We start from the raw sequence: 20,067 nt of genomic DNA on the forward strand, positions 1-20,067 counted from the left end.
TATAAAATGACATACGAAGTAAAATCTCTTAATGAAGAATGTGGTGTTTTCGGTATCTGGGGACATCCAGATGCTGCTAAATTGACCTATTTTGGTCTCCATAGTCTTCAGCACCGTGGTCAGGAGGGGGCAGGAATCCTCTCCAATGACCAAGGGAAACTAAAGCGGCATCGCGATATGGGTCTTCTATCAGAAGTCTTCAGAAATCCTGCTAACTTAGATAAATTGACAGGAACTGGTGCGATTGGGCATGTTCGTTACGCGACTGCTGGCGAAGCTTCTGTAGATAACATCCAGCCCTTCCTCTTCCGTTTTCACGATATGCAGTTTGGCTTGGCTCATAATGGAAATCTGACCAATGCAGCCTCTCTCAAGAAAGAATTGGAAGATAGAGGAGCGATTTTCAGCGCGACTTCGGACTCGGAAATTTTGGCTCACCTCATTCGTCGCAGTCACAATCCTAGTCTGATGGGCAAAATCAAGGAGGCGCTCAGCCTAGTTAAAGGTGGTTTTGCCTATATCTTGCTGTTTGAGGACAAGTTGATTGCGGCTCTTGACCCCAATGGTTTCCGTCCGCTTTCTATCGGGAAAATGGCCAACGGAGCGGTGGTTGTTTCCTCTGAGACCTGTGCTTTTGAGGTCATTGGTGCAGAGTGGATTCGTGATTTGAAGCCAGGTGAGATTGTGATCATTGATGACAAGGGCATCCAGTATGATAGCTATACAGATGATACTCAGTTAGCAATCTGTTCTATGGAGTATATCTATTTTGCCCGCCCTGATTCTAATATCCACGGTGTCAATGTCCATACGGCTCGTAAACGTATGGGTGCCCAATTGGCGCGTGAATTCAAGCATGAGGCGGATATCGTGGTCGGTGTGCCCAATTCTTCCCTCAGCGCGGCTATGGGATTTGCGGAAGAATCTGGTTTGCCAAATGAAATGGGTCTGATCAAAAACCAATACACCCAGCGAACTTTTATCCAACCTACTCAAGAATTACGGGAGCAAGGGGTGCGGATGAAACTATCTGCTGTTTCTGGTGTTGTAAAAGGCAAGCGTGTGGTTATGGTGGATGATTCTATCGTTCGCGGAACAACCTCTCGTCGTATCGTTCAGCTCTTGAAAGAAGCGGGTGCAACTGAGGTTCACGTTGCTATTGGTAGTCCAGCGCTAGCTTATCCATGCTTCTACGGGATTGATATCCAGACCCGTCAGGAGCTAATTGCGGCCAATCATACGGTTGAAGAAACGCGTCAAATCATTGGTGCGGACAGTCTGACTTATCTTTCTGTTGAAGGTTTAATTGATTCGATTGGGATTGAAACAGATGCGCCAAATGGTGGTCTCTGTGTCGCTTACTTTGACGGTGACTACCCAACACCTATCTACGATTATGAAGAAGACTATCGTAGAAGTTTGGAAGAAAAGACCAGTTTTTACAAATAGACGGATAAAGATTCTCCATTAAAGGAAAGGAAGAGGAGACAAAATGACAAATAAAAATGCTTATGCTCCACGTCTCACTACTGACTAAAAGCTAAAGCATTTGTCAGTAGACGCTTTGCCCTATGGGGCAAAGCTAGAGCCCTGACTAGTATTTTTAGATAAAATAATTGTTTATCTAAAAATACGTCGTAATCTTCTCAAAGAAAAGGAAAAATAAAATGGCAAATAAAAATGCTTATGCTCGATCTGGCGTGGATGTTGAAGCGGGTTATGAAGTTGTTGAACGGATTAAAAAGCACGTGGCTCGTACGGAGCGTGCAGGTGTCATGGGAGCTCTGGGTGGCTTTGGTGGTATGTTTGACCTTTCAAAGACTGGCGTTAAAGAACCCGTATTGATTTCAGGAACTGATGGTGTCGGAACCAAGCTCATGCTGGCTATCAAGTACGACAAGCACGATACCATCGGTCAGGACTGTGTGGCCATGTGTGTCAATGATATCATCGCTGCAGGTGCGGAGCCTCTCTATTTCCTCGACTATGTGGCGACAGGCAAGAATGAACCAGCTAAACTAGAACAAGTGGTTGCTGGTGTGGCAGAAGGCTGTGTGCAGGCAGGTGCTGCCCTCATTGGTGGGGAAACAGCTGAAATGCCTGGTATGTACGGCGCAGATGACTACGATCTAGCTGGTTTTGCAGTCGGTGTGGCTGAAAAATCTCAAATCATAGACGGTTCAAAAGTAGCTGAAGGTGATGTGATTCTTGGACTTGCTTCAAGTGGTATTCACTCAAATGGTTACTCTCTCGTCCGTCGTGTCTTTGCCGACTATACAGGTGAAGAAGTCCTGCCAGAATTGGAAGGCAAGAAACTCAAGAAAGTTCTTCTTGAACCGACTCGTATCTATGTCCAGGCTGTCTTGCCACTCATCAAGGAAGAGTTGGTCAACGGTATTGCCCACATCACAGGTGGTGGCTTTATTGAGAATGTCCCTCGTATGTTTGCAGCTGACTTGGCTGCTGAGATTGAAGAAGACAAGGTTCCAGTGCTTCCAATTTTCAAAGCTCTTGAGAAATACGGTCAGATCAAACACGAAGAAATGTTTGAAATCTTCAATATGGGTGTGGGACTTATGCTAGCAGTTAGCCCTGAAAATGTAAGTCGTGTCAAGGAATTGTTGGATGAACCAGTCTATGAAATTGGTCGCATCGTCAAGAAAGAAAACGAAAGTGTCATCATCAAATGAAAAAAATAGCGGTTTTTGCCTCTGGTAATGGTTCAAATTTTCAGGTGATTGCCGAAGAATTTCCGGTGGAGTTTGTCTTTTCAGACCATCGTGACGCCTATGTGCTAGAGCGGGCAGACAAGCTTGGCATTTTGTCCTATGCTTTTGAACTCAAGGAGTTTGAGAACAAGGCGGACTACGAAGTAGCTCTTGTCGAACTCTTGGAAGAACACCAGATTGACTTGGTTTGCCTCGCTGGCTACATGAAAATCGTTGGGCCAACCTTATTGGCAGCCTATGAAGGTCGAATTATCAACATTCATCCAGCCTACCTGCCAGAATTTCCAGGAGCTCATGGCATCGAGGATGCTTGGCAGGCTGGTGTCTCTGAAAGTGGTGTGACCATTCACTGGGTGGACTCTGGAGTGGATACAGGCAAGGTCATCAAACAAGTCCGTGTGCCAAGGCTTGCTGATGATACCATTGAAAGCTTTGAAGCTAGGATTCATGAGACCGAGTACAAGTTGTATCCGGAGGTAGTGAGAGAGTTAGGAATGATGGATAAATCTCGTATTAACGTAGAAAAGTTAAAATCCTCTCCTTTATTTGCTATGTCTTTGGGTGGGAAGGAGCTATCTCATTCTAATTTTTGGTCGTGGTTGATTAACTTAGAAATAGAAAATAAACATCCTTTTGTTGAAATATTCATATCTAATTTTTATGAAAGAGGGTTTGTTTATGATTCTTGTATCCGTGAACAAGGTAACAGAGATTTATCTATTTATTACTATGATAGTAATAACGTGGGTAGATGCCATATTGTTGAAAATAAATTAAAATCTTTACCAAGTATAGGGCAACTGGAGAAATACGAAAATAATTTTAGTAGTAAAAAATTTATATTTGATGCAGGTACAATTACTGGTATACAAAAAGTTATTGAAGAAACAAATACTTGGAAATTTTTATCTTATAGTGATATTTCTAGTCGTATAAAATATATTCTTGAGGAAATTGATGCTTTAAATGAAGTAAGTCGAGACATTATTACATTATATACTAATGATGTTTCATGTTTGAGTGACTTATTGATTAAAGAGATAGAAGATAGTCGTCAAGAATATTACTTCTTGTGCAAACCATATTTGGAAGAAATTAAATTTAATGATGTAGTTTTGAAATATCATGCTAATAAGTTTAAAAATAAGTTGGAAGATTTTTTGAGGGTAAATGCTAATTCATTAATTTCAAAATGGGGATTACCTAAAGTTGGAATTTCATTTAATAATAAAAAATCTACTATAAGTATATCTTATAATCAAAAAGAAAAAGGAGTAGATATTGGATTTATTGGTATTCAACTTGAAGGGAAACAATTTAGATTGCATTGTGGACCAAATATAAATAGTTCAAAATTTAGTAATAATGAATATCTTTTTAAAGAAATGCTTAAATTGAAATATTTAGAAACATTTACTAATAAACAGATTAGACAGAAAAAAACATCTATGAGAAAAAAGTTTTGTAAATATGGAATTCATATCTATCAATATTGGAATATAGAAGATACATCTTATCAATTTTTATTTGAAAATATTATGCTAGAACTAGTAAAAGCAAAGAAACTAATTGATAATGGTTTAGATTTTAGATAAAGGAGAATATATGACTAAACGCGCCTTAATCAGCGTCTCAGACAAAGCGGGCATTGTTGAATTTGCCCAAGAACTCAAAAAACTTGGTTGGGAGATCATCTCGACAGGTGGAACCAAGGTTGCCCTTGATACAGCTGGGTTGAAGAGCATTGCTATCGATGATGTGACTGGTTTTCCAGAAATGATGGACGGTCGTGTCAAGACTCTCCATCCAAATATCCACGGTGGACTCCTCGCTCGTCGTGATTTGGATAGCCACCTTCAAGCAGCTAAGGATAATCAAATTGAGCTTATTGACCTAGTTGTGGTCAACCTTTACCCATTCAAGGAAACGATCCTCAAACCAGACGTGACGTACGCTGACGCAGTGGAGAATATCGATATCGGTGGTCCATCCATGCTTCGTTCAGCAGCGAAAAATCATGCTAGCGTGACAGTTGTGGTAGATCCTGCTGACTACGCTGTGGTTTTGGACGAATTGTCAGCAAATGGAGAAACTACTTATGAAACTCGCCAACGTTTAGCAGCCAAGGTTTTCCGTCACACAGCAGCTTATGATGCCTTGATAGCGGAATACTTCACGGCTCAAGTGGGCGAAAGCAAACCAGAACAGCTCACTTTGACCTATGACCTCAAACAAGCTATGCGTTACGGTGAGAATCCTCAACAAGACGCGGATTTCTACCAAAAAGCTTTGCCAACAGACTATTCTATTGCATCAGCGAAACAGCTCAACGGTAAGGAATTATCCTTTAACAATATCCGCGATGCGGACGCTGCCATTCGTATTATTCGCGATTTCAAAGACCGTCCAACCGTTGTGGCTCTCAAACATATGAATCCATGTGGAATCGGTCAAGCTGACGACATCGAAACTGCTTGGGACTATGCTTATGAGTCTGACCCAGTCTCAATTTTCGGTGGTATTGTCGTTCTAAACCGTGAGGTGGATGCTGCGACTGCTGAGAAGATGCACGGCATTTTCCTTGAAATCATCATCGCACCAAGCTATACGGATGAAGCGCTAGCCATTTTGACCAACAAAAAGAAAAACTTGCGCATCCTTGCCTTGCAATTTGATGCTCAAGATGCTAGTGAAGCAGAAGCAGAGTACACAGGTGTTGTCGGTGGACTTCTTGTGCAAAACCAAGATGTGGTTAAGGAAAGCCCGGCTGACTGGGAAGTGGTGACCAAACGCCAGCCAACTGAGACAGAAGCGACAGCTCTTGAGTTCGCTTGGAAGGCTATTAAATACGTCAAATCAAACGGAATTATCGTGACCAACGACCACATGACACTGGGTGTTGGTCCAGGTCAAACTAATCGTGTGGCCTCTGTTCGTATTGCCATTGACCAAGCTAAAGACCGTCTGGAGGGCGCTGTTCTTGCTTCGGATGCCTTCTTCCCATTTGCGGATAACGTGGAAGAAATCGCCAAAGCAGGTATCAAGGCCATCATCCAGCCTGGAGGCTCAGTCCGTGACCAAGAATCGATCGAAGCAGCTGACAAATATGGCTTGACCATGGTCTTCACAGGAGTGAGACATTTTAGACATTGAGAACGTAAAGGGAAGAAAACAGTTTCTTTCCTTTTTTGCTTAAAAATGCTTAATAAAACAAGATTAAAACGAACGTTTATGGTATAATATTATTAAATAATTCGCAAAAGAGGTTGTAAGATGAAGCTGTTAGTTGTCGGCTCGGGTGGTCGTGAACATGCGATTGCTAAGAAGTTGCTTGAGTCAAAAGACGTTGAACAAGTCTTTGTGGCTCCTGGAAATGACGGAATGACTCTGGATGGTCTGGAATTGGTGAATATCTCTATTTCCGAACATTATAAGTTAATTGACTTTGCAAAAGCTAACGACATCGCTTGGACCTTCATTGGGCCAGATGATGCCCTTGCTGCTGGAATCGTGGATGATTTTAACCAAGCTGGGCTCAAGGCTTTTGGTCCGACCAAGGCTGCGGCTGAGCTGGAGTGGTCCAAGGATTTTGCCAAGGAAATCATGGTCAAATACGGCGTTCCGACAGCAGCCTATGGCACATTCTCGGACTTTGAGGAAGCCAAGGCCTATATCGAAAAGCAGGGGGCTCCTATCGTGGTCAAGGCGGATGGCTTGGCGCTTGGGAAGGGTGTCGTCGTTGCTGAGACGGTTGAGCAAGCGGTCGAAGCCGCTCATGAGATGCTTTTGGACAATAAATTTGGTGACTCAGGTGCGCGTGTGGTTATTGAGGAATTCCTTGAAGGAGAGGAATTTTCACTTTTTGCCTTTGTCAATGGGGACAAATTCTACATCATGCCAACAGCTCAGGACCACAAACGTGCCTATGATGGTGACAAGGGCCCTAACACAGGTGGCATGGGTGCCTATGCGCCAGTTCCACACTTTCCAGAGAGTGTAGTTGATACAGCGGTTGACACCATTGTCAAGCCAGTCCTCGAAGGGATGATTAAAGAAAGTCGCCCTTATCTGGGTGTCCTTTACGCAGGGCTTATCCTGACAGCTGATGGACCTAAGGTTATCGAGTTTAATGCTCGGTTCGGAGATCCCGAAACGCAAATCATCTTGCCTCGTTTGACATCTGATTTTGCACAGAATATCACGGATATTCTGGATGGTAAGGAGCCAAACATCACCTGGACGGACAAGGGTGTGACTCTGGGCGTGGTTGTCGCATCCAAAGGTTACCCGCTAAACTATGAAAAAGGTGTCAAGTTGCCAGTCAAGACAGAAGGCGAACTCATCACCTATTATGCAGGGGCTAAGTTTGCGGAAAATAGCAGAGCACTGTTATCAAATGGCGGACGTGTCTATATGCTCGTCACCACAGCAGACACCGTCAAAGAAGCACAAGACACCATTTACCAAGAGCTTGCCCAACAAAACACAGAAGGTCTCTTTTACAGAACAGATATCGGAAGTAAGGCCATAAAATATTAACAGCTACTAAATTTATCGTGGCGAGCGAAAGCGAGCTAATATAGAACAATCACCGCTGTTGTGAAAGAACGATTGAATGACAATCCAATCGTTCAGGGAAATTGGAAAACCTTGGACTTCCGATTTAGGCATGAGACACCTTTGGTGGCTGCTGCCGTCCCTCGCAACCTAAGGTGATTGTTGAAAAACAGTAAAAAGGAGAAGAAATGAAACCCGTAATTTCCATTATCATGGGCTCAAAATCTGACTGGGCAACCATGCAAAAAACCGCCGAAGTCCTAGACCGCTTTGGTATAGCCTACGAAAAGAAGGTTGTCTCTGCCCACCGTACTCCAGATCTCATGTTCAGACATGCGGAGGAAGCACGGAGTCGCGGTATCAAGGTCATTATAGCGGGTGCTGGAGGCGCAGCCCACTTGCCAGGAATGGTAGCTGCCAAAACAACTCTTCCAGTCATCGGTGTGCCAGTCAAATCACGTGCTCTTAGTGGTGTGGACTCGCTCTACTCTATCGTACAGATGCCGGGCGGTGTGCCTGTGGCAACAATGGCTATCGGTGAGGCAGGATCGACAAACGCTGCCCTCTTTGCCCTCCGTCTCCTCTCAGTAGAGGATCAGTCTATCGCGACAGCATTGGCAGATTTTGCAGAAGAACAAGGAAAAATCGCAGAGGAGTCGACAAATGAGCTCATCTAAAACAATCGGAATTATCGGTGGCGGCCAGCTGGGTCAAATGATGGCCATTTCTGCTATCTACATGGGCCACAAGGTTATTGCGCTGGATCCTGCGGCTGATTGCCCAGCCTCTCGCGTAGCGGAAATCATTGTGGCGCCTTATAATGACGTGGATGCTCTGCGTCAGTTGGCTGAGCGTTGCGATGTCCTCACCTATGAGTTTGAAAATGTCGATGCTGACGGTTTGGATGCTGTTATCAAGGATGGTCAACTTCCTCAAGGAACCGGCCTGCTTCGCATCTCCCAAAATCGCATCTTTGAAAAGGACTTTCTCTCAAACAAGGCCCAAGTCACTGTGGCACCATACAAGGTTGTGACCTCAAGCCAAGATTTGGCAGATATGGACCTGTCTAAAAACTATGTCCTCAAGACTGCTACTGGTGGCTATGATGGGCATGGACAAAAGGTCATTCGCTCAGAAGCAGACTTAGAAGAAGCCTATGCGTTAGCTGACTCAGTAGCCTGCGTTTTAGAGGAATTCGTCAATTTTGACCTTGAAATTTCTGTCATCGTTTCAGGAAATGGCAAGGATGTGACGGTTTTCCCAGTTCAGGAAAATATCCATCGCAACAACATTCTGTCTAAGACTATCGTTCCAGCTCGAATTTCAGAAAGTCTAGCAGCCAAAGCCAAAGCTATGGCGGTGCGAATCGCAGAACAACTGAACCTCTCTGGAACCCTTTGCGTGGAAATGTTTGCGACAGCTGATGATATCATTGTCAACGAAATCGCCCCACGTCCACATAACTCTGGGCATTATTCTATTGAAGCCTGCGACTTCTCTCAGTTTGATACCCATATTCTAGGCGTTCTGGGAGCACCATTACCAGCCATCAAACTACATGCTCCAGCTGTCATGCTAAATGTTCTCGGCCAGCATGTCGAGGCTGCTGAAAAATATGTCACAGAAAATCCAAGCGCCCACCTCCACATGTATGGTAAAATAGAAGCAAAGCACAACCGCAAAATGGGACATGTGACTTTGTTTAGTAATGTGCCGGATAGTGTAGATGAGTTTGGGAAAGGGATTGATTTTTAGGAAAGTATATGGACGATTTTTTAAAAAAATATAATATAAAAAAAGTAAATTTTTATTGGTTCTTGTTGAGTCTAGCTTTTTCAGGATTAATTCCGCTAATAATAGCTTTAAAATCTAATAATTGGTGTAATTTTATACCAGATACTTTAAGTCTGACGACACTCCCTTCTCTATTTATCAGTTGTCTAGTATTGACGAGTGTAGATGATGTTAGGAAACAAATAAAATCAGAAGAAGAAAGTCGGGATTTTTTTGATCGAAGAAAAAACCAAGCTTTGTCCATATTTGTTAGGGATTATGAGGATAATTTTAAAAGAAACTCAAAAAGTTTAAGAGATGATTTAAAGAAGATTATTTTAGGTGAGTCAGATTTTTCTGAAGAATTTAATAAAAGAATTAGGAAAATAAGTTTAGAATGCTTTCAGTCTGTAGAATCGTATAGTTATGTTGAAACACGAATTAACATAAGAAGAGCTCAGAAAACAAATTTATCTGCAGATGAGACTCAAAGAAGCTTAGATATTGACTTGAACATTTTGAGCAATTTGAAAGGTTGTTTGAAAAGTTGCTATAATCCAAAAAAAGATGATTTCAAGGATTCGGGGTTCTGCGAGGAGCTGTCAAAGTATTTGAATGAGTTTGATAACTTTTGTGACTTTTTGATAAAAGAGTCTAAAGGAAGTGAAGTGCCACTGAATGATCAGTTTTCTAGTGAAGAGTCTGAAACTTCGCAAGATATGGGAGACTTTTATGAGTGAATTAAATTATATCAAACTAGAACAGCCTGTGGGAGATATGTTTTTAGTTAAGATGAAAGCAACTCAAGTTGCAAGTATTGCAGCATCAAAGACAAGAAAATCTTATAATGATAGCAGCGGTATACAACGAAAACTTGATCCCCATAGGATAAAAAGTATAGCTGAATTTTGTAAAACAAAGAATGCAATGTTCCCCACCCCAATTATTTTATCTGCATCAAGTGATTATTTTGTGATAAATGAGAAGGAAAATACCCTTACTATTCCGACGATAAGTGAAAATGAGAATAAATTTTGCTCTATTGTAGATGGTCAACATAGACTAGAAGGTTTGAAGGAATCAGGAGTAATTGCTAACTTTGAATTGTTAGTCTCTTTTGTATTTGACACAGATCCATCAAGAGATGCTTTCTTGTTCTCAATTATTAATGGAAATCAAAAACCAGTATCACGTTCTTTAATTTATGATTTATATGGTTTATCAAGATCACGGACTGTTGAAAAAACATGTAATAAAATTATGAGAGCACTTAATGGTGAAGATTTTGATATTAAGTCTGAGTTAAGTGGAAAAATTAAAATGTTGGGCTATAAGGATGAATTTTCTCAAAATGGAATAGTTTCTCAAGCTGCTATGATTAAGAACTTGATGAAACTTATTACTGATAAATCTGAACGAGATAATATAGATATTGAGTTCGGAAGGGAGTTAGAGCAGTTAGACTCTAGAAAATATATTTTTAGGAAAAATTTTGTTGAGGGGAATGATAAACTTATTATTCAAGAAAATATTGATTTTTTTAATGCTTGGATGAAGAAGTTGAAAGAAGAAAAAGAAAGATATGATCTTAATGAATATGAGTTGTTCGAAAAGACTATAGGATTTTCTGTCAGTTATAGAATATTTCGAATTTTGTACTTAAGTTGGGAAGATAGTAGAAAATATACATTTAGAGAGATAGAAGATCTATATCTAAGAAAAACTTATTATTCAACAGAAAGTAGAAAAGATTTCTATAATTTAATATTATCAGATATGTTTGCAAACTTTTTTAGATTAAAATTAGACAATAACGTCTACTCCAGTAGTGAGTCTGGAGTGAATGATTTAGAAGTAGACCTAGTTGCTATATTGTGGGATAATGGATTGATTTCTAAGTATTTAGTTTATGACATTTATAGTAAAGAGGAAAAGATTGAAAAGATAAAAAGAAGAATGAACTATTTGCAAATAGTTGACTAGAGATCTACATAAAAAATAGGTATAGATTTGTGGTTAGGAGTAGTTAATTCAAGATATATTATTTTAGTCTATAGAACTTAAATATTATAGAGAAAAGTACCGTATTTATTTAGATTGAATTCAGATATCTAATTTTTATATAAAATAAGAAAATAGTAATAGTCCAAGTATTTGAACTCGGACTAAAAGTATACCTTCTCCTGTAAAAAATAATTTTAAAATTAGAAAGAAGTGGACATAGGATTCCATTAATTTGAGACCAAACGTCCAATCCTTAATAGAATAATATAAATAAAAAGAAAGGAACAAGGGTACTCGTATTTACAAAAACTGAATACGGGCTACGAACTTCCTTAAAATTTAAACTAGAAAAATGAAAACAAGAAAGGGAAGGACTCCAGGTTCCGCAATTTGACCCCGGACGGAAAGCTTGGAATTTAGATACCCCGCCTTGGATGTAAACATCCTGCGTTGGGTTCCTAAAATTCAGTCGCTTTCTGGTCGTCCTTGGTATCATAAACATGATCAACCGTTACTCTCGCCCTGAGATGGCGAACATTTGGAGTGAAGAAAATAAATACCGTGCCTGGCTTGAGGTGGAAATCTTAGCTGACGAGGCATGGGCTGAGTTGGGGGAAATCCCTAAGGAAGATGTGGCTTTGATTCGCGAGAAGGCGGATTTTGACATCGACCGTATTTTGGAAATTGAGCAGGAGACGCGCCACGATGTGGTGGCTTTCACGCGTGCGGTTTCTGAGACTCTTGGTGAGGAGCGCAAGTGGGTCCATTATGGGTTGACTTCTACTGACGTGGTGGATACTGCCTATGGTTACCTTTACAAGCAGGCCAACGACATCATCCGTCGCGACCTTGAAAACTTCATCAACATCATCGCTGACAAGGCCAAGGAGCACAAGTTCACCATCATGATGGGGCGTACCCACGGGGTGCATGCTGAGCCGACAACCTTTGGTCTTAAATTGGCGACTTGGTACAGCGAAATGAAGCGTAACATCGAGCGTTTCGAGCATGCGGCTGTTGGTGTGGAAGCTGGCAAAATTTCTGGTGCGGTTGGGAACTTTGCTAACATCCCACCATTTGTAGAGCAATACGTTTGCGATAAGCTGGGTATTCGTGCTCAAGAAATCTCTACACAGGTGCTTCCTCGTGACCTTCATGCTGAGTACTTTGCAGTTCTTGCTAGCATCGCGACTTCTATCGAGCGTATGGCGACTGAGATTCGTGGTTTGCAAAAATCAGAACAACGAGAAGTAGAAGAATTTTTTGCTAAAGGGCAAAAAGGATCTTCAGCAATGCCTCACAAACGCAACCCAATCGGTTCTGAAAATATGACAGGTCTTGCGCGTGTTATCCGTGGTCATATGATTACAGCTTATGAAAACGTGGCTCTCTGGCACGAACGTGACATCTCTCACTCATCAGCTGAGCGTATCATCACACCTGATACGACCATTTTGATTGATTACATGCTTAACCGTTTTGGAAATATTGTCAAGAACTTGACGGTCTTCCCAGAAAATATGATTCGCAACATGAATTCTACGTTTGGTCTTATCTTTAGCCAACGGGCTATGTTGACCTTGATTGAAAAAGGTATGACCCGTGAGGAAGCTTATGACTTGGTGCAACCAAAAACAGCTTACTCTTGGGACAATCAAGTAGACTTTAAACCTCTTCTCGAAGCAGATTCAGAGGTGACATCACGCCTCACACAAGAGGAAATCGATGAGATCTTCAACCCTCTTTACTACACCAAACGAGTGGATGATATTTTTGAACGTCTTGGACTAGGATAATTAGAAAAAATCGAATTTCTATTACTCCATTTATAGGAGTAGCAGAACATCGATTTTTCTTTTTTATTAAAGTGCTTTTGAAAAATAACCAATATTTATATATTGAATACAGAATAGTATACTGTGACTTCTAAAATATTACTAGAAATTGATTTGAATTTCCTAATCGATTTGTCCATATTCTATTTCAATCTACTATGCCAAATAATAATCATAGAAAAAGCCCGAGCGATTAGGCTCAGGCTTTCTTCTTAGTGATCACGGTCACATGAGATGAATTTAATCTTGTAGTAATCAGATCGTTTGTAAGTTTCACTGTATTCTAAAACTTGGCCAGTTGATTCGAGTTTGGTGATTTTAGTTTGTAGGACAGTAGGGAATTGTTCATCGACTCCGAGGACTGAAGCCGCATGTTCTGGAGTTGGAAAGACTATTTCGTTGATTTCTTCAAAGTGTTCATTATTCATGTGAATGTGGTAGTCTAACTTGAAACGGTTATAGATAGAACTATAGTATTCAAGGTTTGGATAATTTGCGTTGATATATTGTTCTGGGATGTAGGATGTATGGTAGATATAAACGACACCGTTTGATTCGCGGATACGTTCAATCTTGTAGTAGAATTGATCGCCACGTAGACCCAATTTTTCCAAGTAAACGAGCTTGTTTCCGCGTTCAATTGAAAGAACGGTTACCTTATCATCTTTAGCATTAAAGAGTTCAATATCTGAAAACTCTACAAGCTTGTGTTTGCGTGCACGTGAAACGAAGGTTCCTTTTCCTTGTTGGCGAACAATATAGCCATCTTTGGCAAGGTCGTTTAAGGCGCGAACAACTGTGATAGAGCTGACATCGTACATTGAAATGAGCTCTGCTTCAGTGTAAAATTTATCTCCACTGCTAAACTGTCCAGAGATGATTTTATTTTTTAATTCGTCTTTTATGTATTGATATTTGGGAATTGCCATATTTTTACCTCTATTTTCCTTCTCCACAGAAAATTTTACCATAAAAGCGAAAAAATAGTAGTCTTTTGAATAAAAAATTAGAAAAATAGTTTGAAAAATTAAGCTAAAAATAAGCTACATAGGCATTGTACGTATTTTATAAATGTATTTTATGCAAAATTATTTTAGGTTCTCTATTCCGAATTTAAAGAAGGTTTGAAATAGGTCTGAAAATGTTTGAAACTAATTGAAAGTGTGTATAATAGTAAAATTTCAGTAAATATTCCGACAATTTCTATTGACAATTCAAACAGACTGGTTTATAATTAGTATAACAACAAATGAAAGCGTAAACTTTCGCGGTCAGAAGGTAGTTTTATGACACGATTTGAGATACGAGATGATTTCTATCTCGATGGAAAATCATTTAAGATTTTATCTGGCGCCATTCATTATTTTAGGGTTCCTCCAGAGGATTGGTATCATTCGCTCTATAACTTGAAGGCTCTTGGCTTTAATACGGTAGAGACTTATGTGGCTTGGAATTTACACGAGCCTCGTGAGGGTGAGTTTCATTTTGAAGGAGCTCTGGATTTGGAGCGATTTCTACAGACAGCGCAAGACTTGGGTCTCTACGCTATTGTACGGCCCTCTCCCTTTATCTGTGCGGAGTGGGAATTCGGTGGCTTACCAGCTTGGCTCTTAACAAAGAATATGAGGATTCGTTCCTCAGATCCGGTCTATATTGAGGCTGTCGGTCGCTATTATGACCAACTCTTGTCACGACTGGTTCCACATTTGTTGGACAAGGGTGGCAATATCCTCATGATGCAGGTTGAGAACGAGTATGGTTCTTATGGAGAAGATAAGGCTTACCTGAGAGCCATTCGACAGTTGATGGAAGAGCGTGGCGTAACCTGTCCTCTCTTTACATCAGATGGTCCTTGGAGAGCTACTCTGAAAGCGGGAACCTTAATCGAAGATGACCTCTTTGTAACAGGCAACTTTGGTTCTAAGGCACCTTACAACTTTTCACAGATGCAGGAATTCTTTGATGAGCATGGTAAGAAATGGCCACTCATGTGTATGGAGTTCTGGGATGGCTGGTTCAATCGCTGGAAAGAACCGATTATCACACGGGATCCTAAGGAATTGGCAGATGCAGTTCGAGAGGTTTTGGAGCAAGGTTCCATCAATCTCTACATGTTCCATGGCGGTACAAACTTTGGCTTCATGAATGGTTGTTCGGCTCGAGGAACTTTGGACTTGCCACAAGTTACATCATATGATTATGATGCCCTTCTGGATGAAGAAGGAAATCCGACTGCTAAATATCTGGCGGTCAAGAAGATGATGGCAACACATTTTCCAGAGTATCCGCAGTTGGAACCACTCTACAAAGAGAGTATGGAGTTGGATGCTATTCCACTAGTTGAAAAAGTTTCCTTGTTTGAAACCTTAGATAGCTTGTCAAGTCCGATAGAAAGTCTCTATCCTAAAAAGATGGAGGAGTTGGGACAAAGCTATGGCTACCTACTCTATCGAACAGAAACAAACTGGGATGCAGAAGAAGAAAGACTTCGTATCATTGATGGTCGAGATAGGGCTCAGCTTTATGTCGATGGTCAGTGGATTAAAACCCAATATCAGACAGAGATTGGGGAAGATATTTTTTATCAAGGCGAAAAGAAAGCGTTATCTAGGATTGACATATTGATAGAAAATATGGGGCGTGTCAACTATGGACATAAGTTCTTAGCAGATACGCAACGTAAGGGAATTCGGACAGGGGTTTGTAAGGATTTGCACTTCTTACTAAACTGGAAACACTATCCACTTCCACTAGATAATCCTGAGAAAATTGATTTTTCAAAAGGATGGACTCAAGGACAACCAGCCTTTTACGCTTATGACTTTACAGTCCAAGAGCCAAAAGATACTTACCTAGACTTGTCTGAGTTTGGTAAGGGAGTTGCCTTTGTCAATGGGCAGAATCTAGGACGTTTTTGGAACGTCGGCCCAACCCTCTCGCTTTATATCCCTCATAGCTACCTCAAGGAAGGTGCCAATCGTATCATCATCTTTGAAACAGAAGGTCAATATAAAGAAGAGATTCATTTAACTCGTAAACCTACACTAAAACACATAAAGGGGGAAAACTTATGACAATTGTAGGATGCCGTATTGATGGACGTTTGATCCACGGACAAGTAGCCAATCTATGGGCTGGAAAACTAAATGTTTCACGTATTATGGTTGTAGATGACGAAGTTGTCAACAACGACGTTGAAAAGAGTGGTTTGAAACTTGCGACACCACCAGGTGTGAAATTGAGTATTTTGCCAATTGAAAAAGCGGCAGCCAATATTCTTGCTGGTAAATACGATAGCCAACGTCTCTTTATCGTGGCTCGTAAACCAGACCGCTTCCTTGGTTTGGTAGAAGCAGGTGTACCACTTGAAACCCTCAATGTTGGGAATATGTCTCAAACACCAGAAACTCGTTCTATTACACGTTCTATCAACGTAGTAGACAAGGATGTGGAAGACTTCCACAAACTAGCAGAAAAAGGTGTTAAACTTACTGCTCAAATGGTTCCAAATGATCCAATTTCAGACTTTTTGAGCTTATTAAAATAGGAAAAAATTTTTAGGAGGTCATTGTTATGATACAATGGTGGCAAATTTTACTTCTCACTTTGTACTCAGCTTATCAAATCTGTGATGAGTTGACAATCGTTTCATCTGCAGGTTCCCCTGTATTTGCTGGTTTCATTACCGGTTTAATCATGGGAGATGTGACTACTGGTCTACTTATCGGTGGTAACTTGCAACTGTTTGTTCTTGGGGTTGGTACCTTTGGTGGTGCTTCTCGTATCGACGCAACTTCTGGTGCGGTTCTTGCGACAGCCTTCTCTGTTTCACAAGGAATTGATGCACCGCTTGCAATTACTACAATCGCTGTACCAGTAGCAGCTCTCTTGACATACTTCGACGTTCTTGGACGTATGACTACTACCTTCTTTGCTCACCGTGTGGATGCTGCAATCGAACGCTTTGACTATAAAGGTATTGAACGCAACTACTTGCTTGGTGCGATTCCTTGGGCTCTATCTCGTGCCCTTCCAGTTTTCTTCGCCCTTGCTTTTGGTGGTGAATTTGTACAACGCGTAGTAGACTTCGTTACAGAATACCAATGGGTTGCAGATGGTTTGACACTTGCAGGACGTATGCTTCCAGGTCTTGGATTTGCAATCTTGCTTCGTTACCTTCCAGTTAAACGTAACCTTCACTACCTTGCTATGGGATTTGGTTTGACAGCTATGTTGACTGTTCTTTACTCATATGTAACAGGTCTTGGTGGCGCTGTTGCTGGTATCGTAGGTACTCTTCCTGCTGAAGTTGCTGAAAAAATTGGTTTCGTGAACAACTTCAAAGGATTGTCTATGATTGGTATTTCTATCGTAGGTATCTTCCTTGCAGTGCTTCACTTCAAAAATAGCCAAAAAGTAGCTGTAGTAGCACCTTCTACACCATCAGAAAGTGGGGAAATCGAAGATGACGAATTCTAATTACAAACTTACAAAAGAAGATTTTAATCAAATCAACAAACGTAGCTTGTTTACTTTCCAATTAGGTTGGAACTACGAACGTATGCAAGCTTCTGGTTACCTTTACATGATCTTGCCTCAATTGCGTAAAATGTATGGGGATGGAACTCCTGAATTGAAAGAAATGATGAAAGTTCATACTCAATTCTTCAATACTTCACCATTCTTCCATACCATTATCGCTGGTTTTGACCTTGCCATGGAAGAAAAAGATGGTGTAGGTTCAAAAGACGCCGTTAACGGTATCAAGACAGGTTTGATGGGACCATTTGCTCCTCTTGGAGATACAATCTTTGGTTCGCTTGTACCTGCTATCATGGGGTCAGTCGCAGCAACTATGGCTATCGCTGGCCAACCTTGGGGGATCTTCCTTTGGATTGCAGTTGCAGTAGCGTATGACATCTTCCGTTGGAAACAGTTGGAATTTGCCTACAAAGAAGGGGTTAACCTTATCAACAACATGCAAAGTACTTTGACAGCTTTGATTGACGCTGCATCTGTACTTGGTGTCTTCATGATGGGTGCTCTTGTAGCAACAGTAATTAACTTTGAAATTTCTTACAAATGGGCAATCGGTGAGAAGATGATTGACTTCCAAGACATCTTGAACCAAATCTTCCCACGTCTGCTTCCAGCAATCTTTACTGCCTTTATCTTCTGGTTGCTTGGTAAGAAAGGTATGAACTCTACTAAAGCTATCGGTATTATTATCGTTCTTGCAGTAAGTCTTTCTGCCTTTGGTCACTTTGTACTTGGAATGTAATTCCTTATGACTAAATCATTAATTTTGGTGAGCCATGGTCGCTTCTGTGAGGAGCTTAAAGGTAGCACAGAAATGATTATGGGTCCACAAGACAATATTCATGCGGTAGCTCTTCTTCCAGAAGATGGTCCAGAAGACTTTACTGCAAAATTTGAAGCTGCTATTGAAGGATTGGATGATTTCCTAGTATTTGCGGATCTTCTTGGAGGTACACCATGCAACGTGGTAAGCCGTTTGATCATGGAAGGCCGTGATATTGACCTTTACGCAGGGATGAATCTTCCAATGGTGATTGAATTTATCAATGCGAGCCTTACAGGCGCAGATGCAGATTATAAGAGTCGTGCTGCAGAAAGCATTGTGAAAGTTAATGACCTGTTAGCGGGCTTTGATGATGACGAAGATGAATAATACTCTTCGAAAATCAAATTCAAACTACGTCAACGTCGCCTTGCCGTAGGTATGTTACTGACTTCGTCAGTTCTATCCGCAACCTCAAAACAGTGTTTTGAGCTGACTTCGTCAGTCTTATCCGGCAACCTCAAAGCAGTGCTTTGAGCAGCCTGCGGCTAGTTTCCTAGTTTGCTCTTTGATTTTCATTGAGTATACGATGTGACAACGTGAAAATCGTTAGAGCATTTTATATAGAATATACATGGGAATGGGGCTTACTCCCATTCCCATCTTTAATAGAAAAAGAGGAACTCAATGCTACATTATACAAAAGAAGACTTGATCGAATTAGGTGCAGAAATCACTACACGTGAAATCTACCAACAGCTTGATGTATGGAAAGAAGCTTTTGAATCTTATCAAGCAAACCGTGAAGAAATTGCAGCCTTCCTACAAGGAATTGCGGATAAACATGACTATATCAAGGTTATCTTGACAGGTGCTGGGACTTCTGCTTATGTAGGAGATACCTTGGTGCCTTACTTTAAGGAAGTCTATGACGAACGCAAGTGGAATTTTAATGCTATTGCAACAACAGATATCGTTGCCAATCCAGAAACTTATCTGAAAAAAGATGTGGCAACTGTCCTTGTATCTTTTGCTCGTAGTGGGAACTCACCTGAAAGTGTGGCGACTGTTGATTTGGCCAAAGCCTTGGTGGATGAGCTTTATCAGGTTACGATTACTTGTGCAGCGGACGGTAAATTGGCTCTTCAAGCCCACGGCGATGACCGTAATCTCTTGCTCTTGCAACCAGCTGCTTCCAATGACGCTGGCTTTGCCATGACTTCTAGCTTTACGTCAATGATGTTGACAGCTCTCTTGGTCTTTGACCCTACAGAATTTGCTGTGAAAGCTGAACGTTTTGAAGTTGTGTCTAGTCTTGCTCGTAAAGTTCTAGACAATGCAGAAGATGTCAAAGAACTTGTTGACCTCGACTTTAACCGTGTTATCTACCTGGGCGCTGGTCCTTTCTTCGGACTTGCTCATGAAGCTCAGCTCAAGATTTTGGAATTAACAGCTGGTCAAGTGGCGACCATGTATGAAAGCCCAGTCGGCTTCCGTCACGGTCCAAAATCTCTTATCAACGAAAATACAGTTGTCTTGGTCTTTGGTACAACGACAGATTATACTCGCAAGTACGACTTAGACTTGGTTCGTGAAGTTGCAGGTGATCAGATTGCTCGTAGTGTTGTGCTTTTGAGTGATCAAGCCTTTGGTCTTGAAAATGTCAAAGAAGTGGTTCTTGGTTGTGGCGGTGTCTTGAATGATATTTACCGTGTCTTCCCTTACATCGTTTATGCCCAACTCTTTGCCTTATTGACTTCGCTCAAGGTAGAAAATAAACCAGATACACCGTCTCCTACTGGTACAGTAAACCGTGTGGTACAAGGTGTGATCATCCACGAATATCAAAAGTAAGACTCTTCGAAAA

17 protein-coding genes and 1 pseudogene are annotated in these 20,067 nt (G+C 41.1%); 17 read left to right on the top strand and 1 reads right to left on the bottom strand.

Translation table 11 applies throughout. From position 1 onward, the window contains the following. Positions 1-6 precede the first annotated feature (6 nt). From purF to purB, 11 genes and pseudogenes are all read left to right on the top strand, one after another. Entirely contained in the window at positions 7-1,449 is a 1,443-nt protein-coding gene (gene purF / locus WKI23_RS01215; RefSeq protein ID WP_368078670.1) for an amidophosphoribosyltransferase, read from the top strand. A gap of 218 nt (positions 1,450-1,667) precedes the next feature. Next, complete coding sequence (gene purM / locus WKI23_RS01220; RefSeq protein WP_368078671.1) at positions 1,668-2,690, top strand: phosphoribosylformylglycinamidine cyclo-ligase; 1,023 nt, start codon at positions 1,668-1,670, stop codon at positions 2,688-2,690. After that, positions 2,687-3,226 (top strand): annotated as a pseudogene (gene purN / locus WKI23_RS01225) (phosphoribosylglycinamide formyltransferase); the annotation flags it as partial. The gene purM and the pseudogene purN, both read left to right, overlap by 4 nt. Positions 3,227-4,334: 1,108 nt before the next feature. Further along, the gene (gene purH, locus WKI23_RS01230) at positions 4,335-5,882 is read left to right on the top strand and encodes a bifunctional phosphoribosylaminoimidazolecarboxamide formyltransferase/IMP cyclohydrolase (RefSeq protein WP_368078672.1); all 1,548 of its coding nucleotides are present in this window, start codon (positions 4,335-4,337) and stop codon (positions 5,880-5,882) included. Between the two features lie 120 nt (positions 5,883-6,002). Further along, positions 6,003-7,268, top strand: coding sequence for a phosphoribosylamine--glycine ligase (purD, locus tag WKI23_RS01235; RefSeq protein ID WP_368078673.1), 1,266 nt, complete (start codon positions 6,003-6,005; stop codon positions 7,266-7,268). A 60-nt stretch (positions 7,269-7,328) separates the two neighbouring features. Beyond that, entirely contained in the window at positions 7,329-7,445 is a 117-nt protein-coding gene (locus WKI23_RS01240) for a phosphoribosylaminoimidazole carboxylase (RefSeq protein ID WP_368078674.1), read from the top strand. Between the two features lie 29 nt (positions 7,446-7,474). Further along, positions 7,475-7,963 carry a 5-(carboxyamino)imidazole ribonucleotide mutase gene (gene purE, locus WKI23_RS01245; RefSeq protein WP_368078675.1) on the top strand — a complete coding sequence of 163 codons (489 nt, stop codon included), beginning with the start codon at positions 7,475-7,477 and terminating at the stop codon, positions 7,961-7,963. After that, the gene (gene purK, locus WKI23_RS01250) at positions 7,950-9,041 is read left to right on the top strand and encodes a 5-(carboxyamino)imidazole ribonucleotide synthase (protein ID WP_368078676.1); all 1,092 of its coding nucleotides are present in this window, start codon (positions 7,950-7,952) and stop codon (positions 9,039-9,041) included. The genes purE and purK overlap by 14 nt, the downstream gene beginning before the upstream one ends. Positions 9,042-9,049: 8 nt before the next feature. After that, positions 9,050-9,799 (top strand): hypothetical protein, encoded by a 750-nt coding sequence (locus tag WKI23_RS01255; protein WP_368078677.1) that lies wholly within the window; start codon positions 9,050-9,052, stop codon positions 9,797-9,799. Continuing rightward, positions 9,792-11,042: a DGQHR domain-containing protein gene (locus WKI23_RS01260; protein ID WP_368078678.1), complete on the top strand. Its 1,251-nt coding sequence runs from the start codon at positions 9,792-9,794 to the stop codon at positions 11,040-11,042. Before WKI23_RS01255 ends, WKI23_RS01260 begins: the two co-directional genes overlap by 8 nt. 521 nt (positions 11,043-11,563) lie before the next feature. Continuing rightward, a complete protein-coding gene (gene purB, locus WKI23_RS01265; RefSeq protein ID WP_368078679.1) occupies positions 11,564-12,859 on the top strand; it encodes an adenylosuccinate lyase in 1,296 nt (431 codons plus the stop codon). 251 nt (positions 12,860-13,110) lie between these two features. Here purB and WKI23_RS01270 read toward each other — a convergent pair whose 3' ends face one another. After that, positions 13,111-13,827, bottom strand: a complete 717-nt coding sequence (locus tag WKI23_RS01270; RefSeq protein ID WP_024478238.1) for a GntR family transcriptional regulator — start codon at positions 13,825-13,827, stop codon at positions 13,111-13,113. A gap of 357 nt (positions 13,828-14,184) precedes the next feature. On the opposite strand from WKI23_RS01270, the gene WKI23_RS01275 reads away from it, so the two are divergent. The 6 genes from WKI23_RS01275 to WKI23_RS01300 all read left to right on the top strand — a co-directional run bounded on the left by WKI23_RS01275 (position 14,185) and on the right by WKI23_RS01300 (position 20,054). Next, positions 14,185-15,972 (top strand): beta-galactosidase, encoded by a 1,788-nt coding sequence (locus WKI23_RS01275; protein ID WP_368078680.1) that lies wholly within the window; start codon positions 14,185-14,187, stop codon positions 15,970-15,972. Continuing rightward, positions 15,969-16,445, top strand: a complete 477-nt coding sequence (locus WKI23_RS01280) for a PTS sugar transporter subunit IIB (protein WP_000156973.1) — start codon at positions 15,969-15,971, stop codon at positions 16,443-16,445. Before WKI23_RS01275 ends, WKI23_RS01280 begins: the two co-directional genes overlap by 4 nt. Before the next feature lie 26 nt (positions 16,446-16,471). Further along, positions 16,472-17,377 carry a PTS mannose/fructose/sorbose/N-acetylgalactosamine transporter subunit IIC gene (locus tag WKI23_RS01285; protein ID WP_368078681.1) on the top strand — a complete coding sequence of 302 codons (906 nt, stop codon included), beginning with the start codon at positions 16,472-16,474 and terminating at the stop codon, positions 17,375-17,377. Next, positions 17,364-18,179 (top strand): PTS system mannose/fructose/sorbose family transporter subunit IID, encoded by an 816-nt coding sequence (locus tag WKI23_RS01290; RefSeq protein ID WP_368078682.1) that lies wholly within the window; start codon positions 17,364-17,366, stop codon positions 18,177-18,179. Before WKI23_RS01285 ends, WKI23_RS01290 begins: the two co-directional genes overlap by 14 nt. A gap of 6 nt (positions 18,180-18,185) precedes the next feature. Then, complete coding sequence (locus tag WKI23_RS01295) at positions 18,186-18,590, top strand: PTS sugar transporter subunit IIA (RefSeq protein ID WP_080977736.1); 405 nt, start codon at positions 18,186-18,188, stop codon at positions 18,588-18,590. A gap of 297 nt (positions 18,591-18,887) precedes the next feature. After that, positions 18,888-20,054 carry an SIS domain-containing protein gene (locus WKI23_RS01300; protein ID WP_368078683.1) on the top strand — a complete coding sequence of 389 codons (1,167 nt, stop codon included), beginning with the start codon at positions 18,888-18,890 and terminating at the stop codon, positions 20,052-20,054. Positions 20,055-20,067: the final 13 nt, after the last annotated feature.

The sequence above is a fragment of the Streptococcus pseudopneumoniae genome, from assembly GCF_038148955.1.
Lineage (GTDB): Bacteria > Bacillota > Bacilli > Lactobacillales > Streptococcaceae > Streptococcus > Streptococcus pseudopneumoniae_T.

Coding starts and splice junctions, on each gene's coding strand:
- purF (WP_368078670.1), top strand. CDS start 7: ATGACATACGAAGTAAAATCTCTTAATGAAGAATGTGGTGTTTTCGGT.
- purM (WP_368078671.1), top strand. CDS start 1,668: ATGGCAAATAAAAATGCTTATGCTCGATCTGGCGTGGATGTTGAAGCG.
- purH (WP_368078672.1), top strand. CDS start 4,335: ATGACTAAACGCGCCTTAATCAGCGTCTCAGACAAAGCGGGCATTGTT.
- purD (WP_368078673.1), top strand. CDS start 6,003: ATGAAGCTGTTAGTTGTCGGCTCGGGTGGTCGTGAACATGCGATTGCT.
- purE (WP_368078675.1), top strand. CDS start 7,475: ATGAAACCCGTAATTTCCATTATCATGGGCTCAAAATCTGACTGGGCA.
- purK (WP_368078676.1), top strand. CDS start 7,950: ATGAGCTCATCTAAAACAATCGGAATTATCGGTGGCGGCCAGCTGGGT.
- WKI23_RS01255 (WP_368078677.1), top strand. CDS start 9,050: ATGGACGATTTTTTAAAAAAATATAATATAAAAAAAGTAAATTTTTAT.
- WKI23_RS01260 (WP_368078678.1), top strand. CDS start 9,792: ATGAGTGAATTAAATTATATCAAACTAGAACAGCCTGTGGGAGATATG.
- purB (WP_368078679.1), top strand. CDS start 11,564: ATGATCAACCGTTACTCTCGCCCTGAGATGGCGAACATTTGGAGTGAA.
- WKI23_RS01270 (WP_024478238.1), bottom strand. CDS start 13,827: ATGGCAATTCCCAAATATCAATACATAAAAGACGAATTAAAAAATAAA.
- WKI23_RS01275 (WP_368078680.1), top strand. CDS start 14,185: ATGACACGATTTGAGATACGAGATGATTTCTATCTCGATGGAAAATCA.
- WKI23_RS01280 (WP_000156973.1), top strand. CDS start 15,969: ATGACAATTGTAGGATGCCGTATTGATGGACGTTTGATCCACGGACAA.
- WKI23_RS01285 (WP_368078681.1), top strand. CDS start 16,472: ATGATACAATGGTGGCAAATTTTACTTCTCACTTTGTACTCAGCTTAT.
- WKI23_RS01290 (WP_368078682.1), top strand. CDS start 17,364: ATGACGAATTCTAATTACAAACTTACAAAAGAAGATTTTAATCAAATC.
- WKI23_RS01295 (WP_080977736.1), top strand. CDS start 18,186: ATGACTAAATCATTAATTTTGGTGAGCCATGGTCGCTTCTGTGAGGAG.
- WKI23_RS01300 (WP_368078683.1), top strand. CDS start 18,888: ATGCTACATTATACAAAAGAAGACTTGATCGAATTAGGTGCAGAAATC.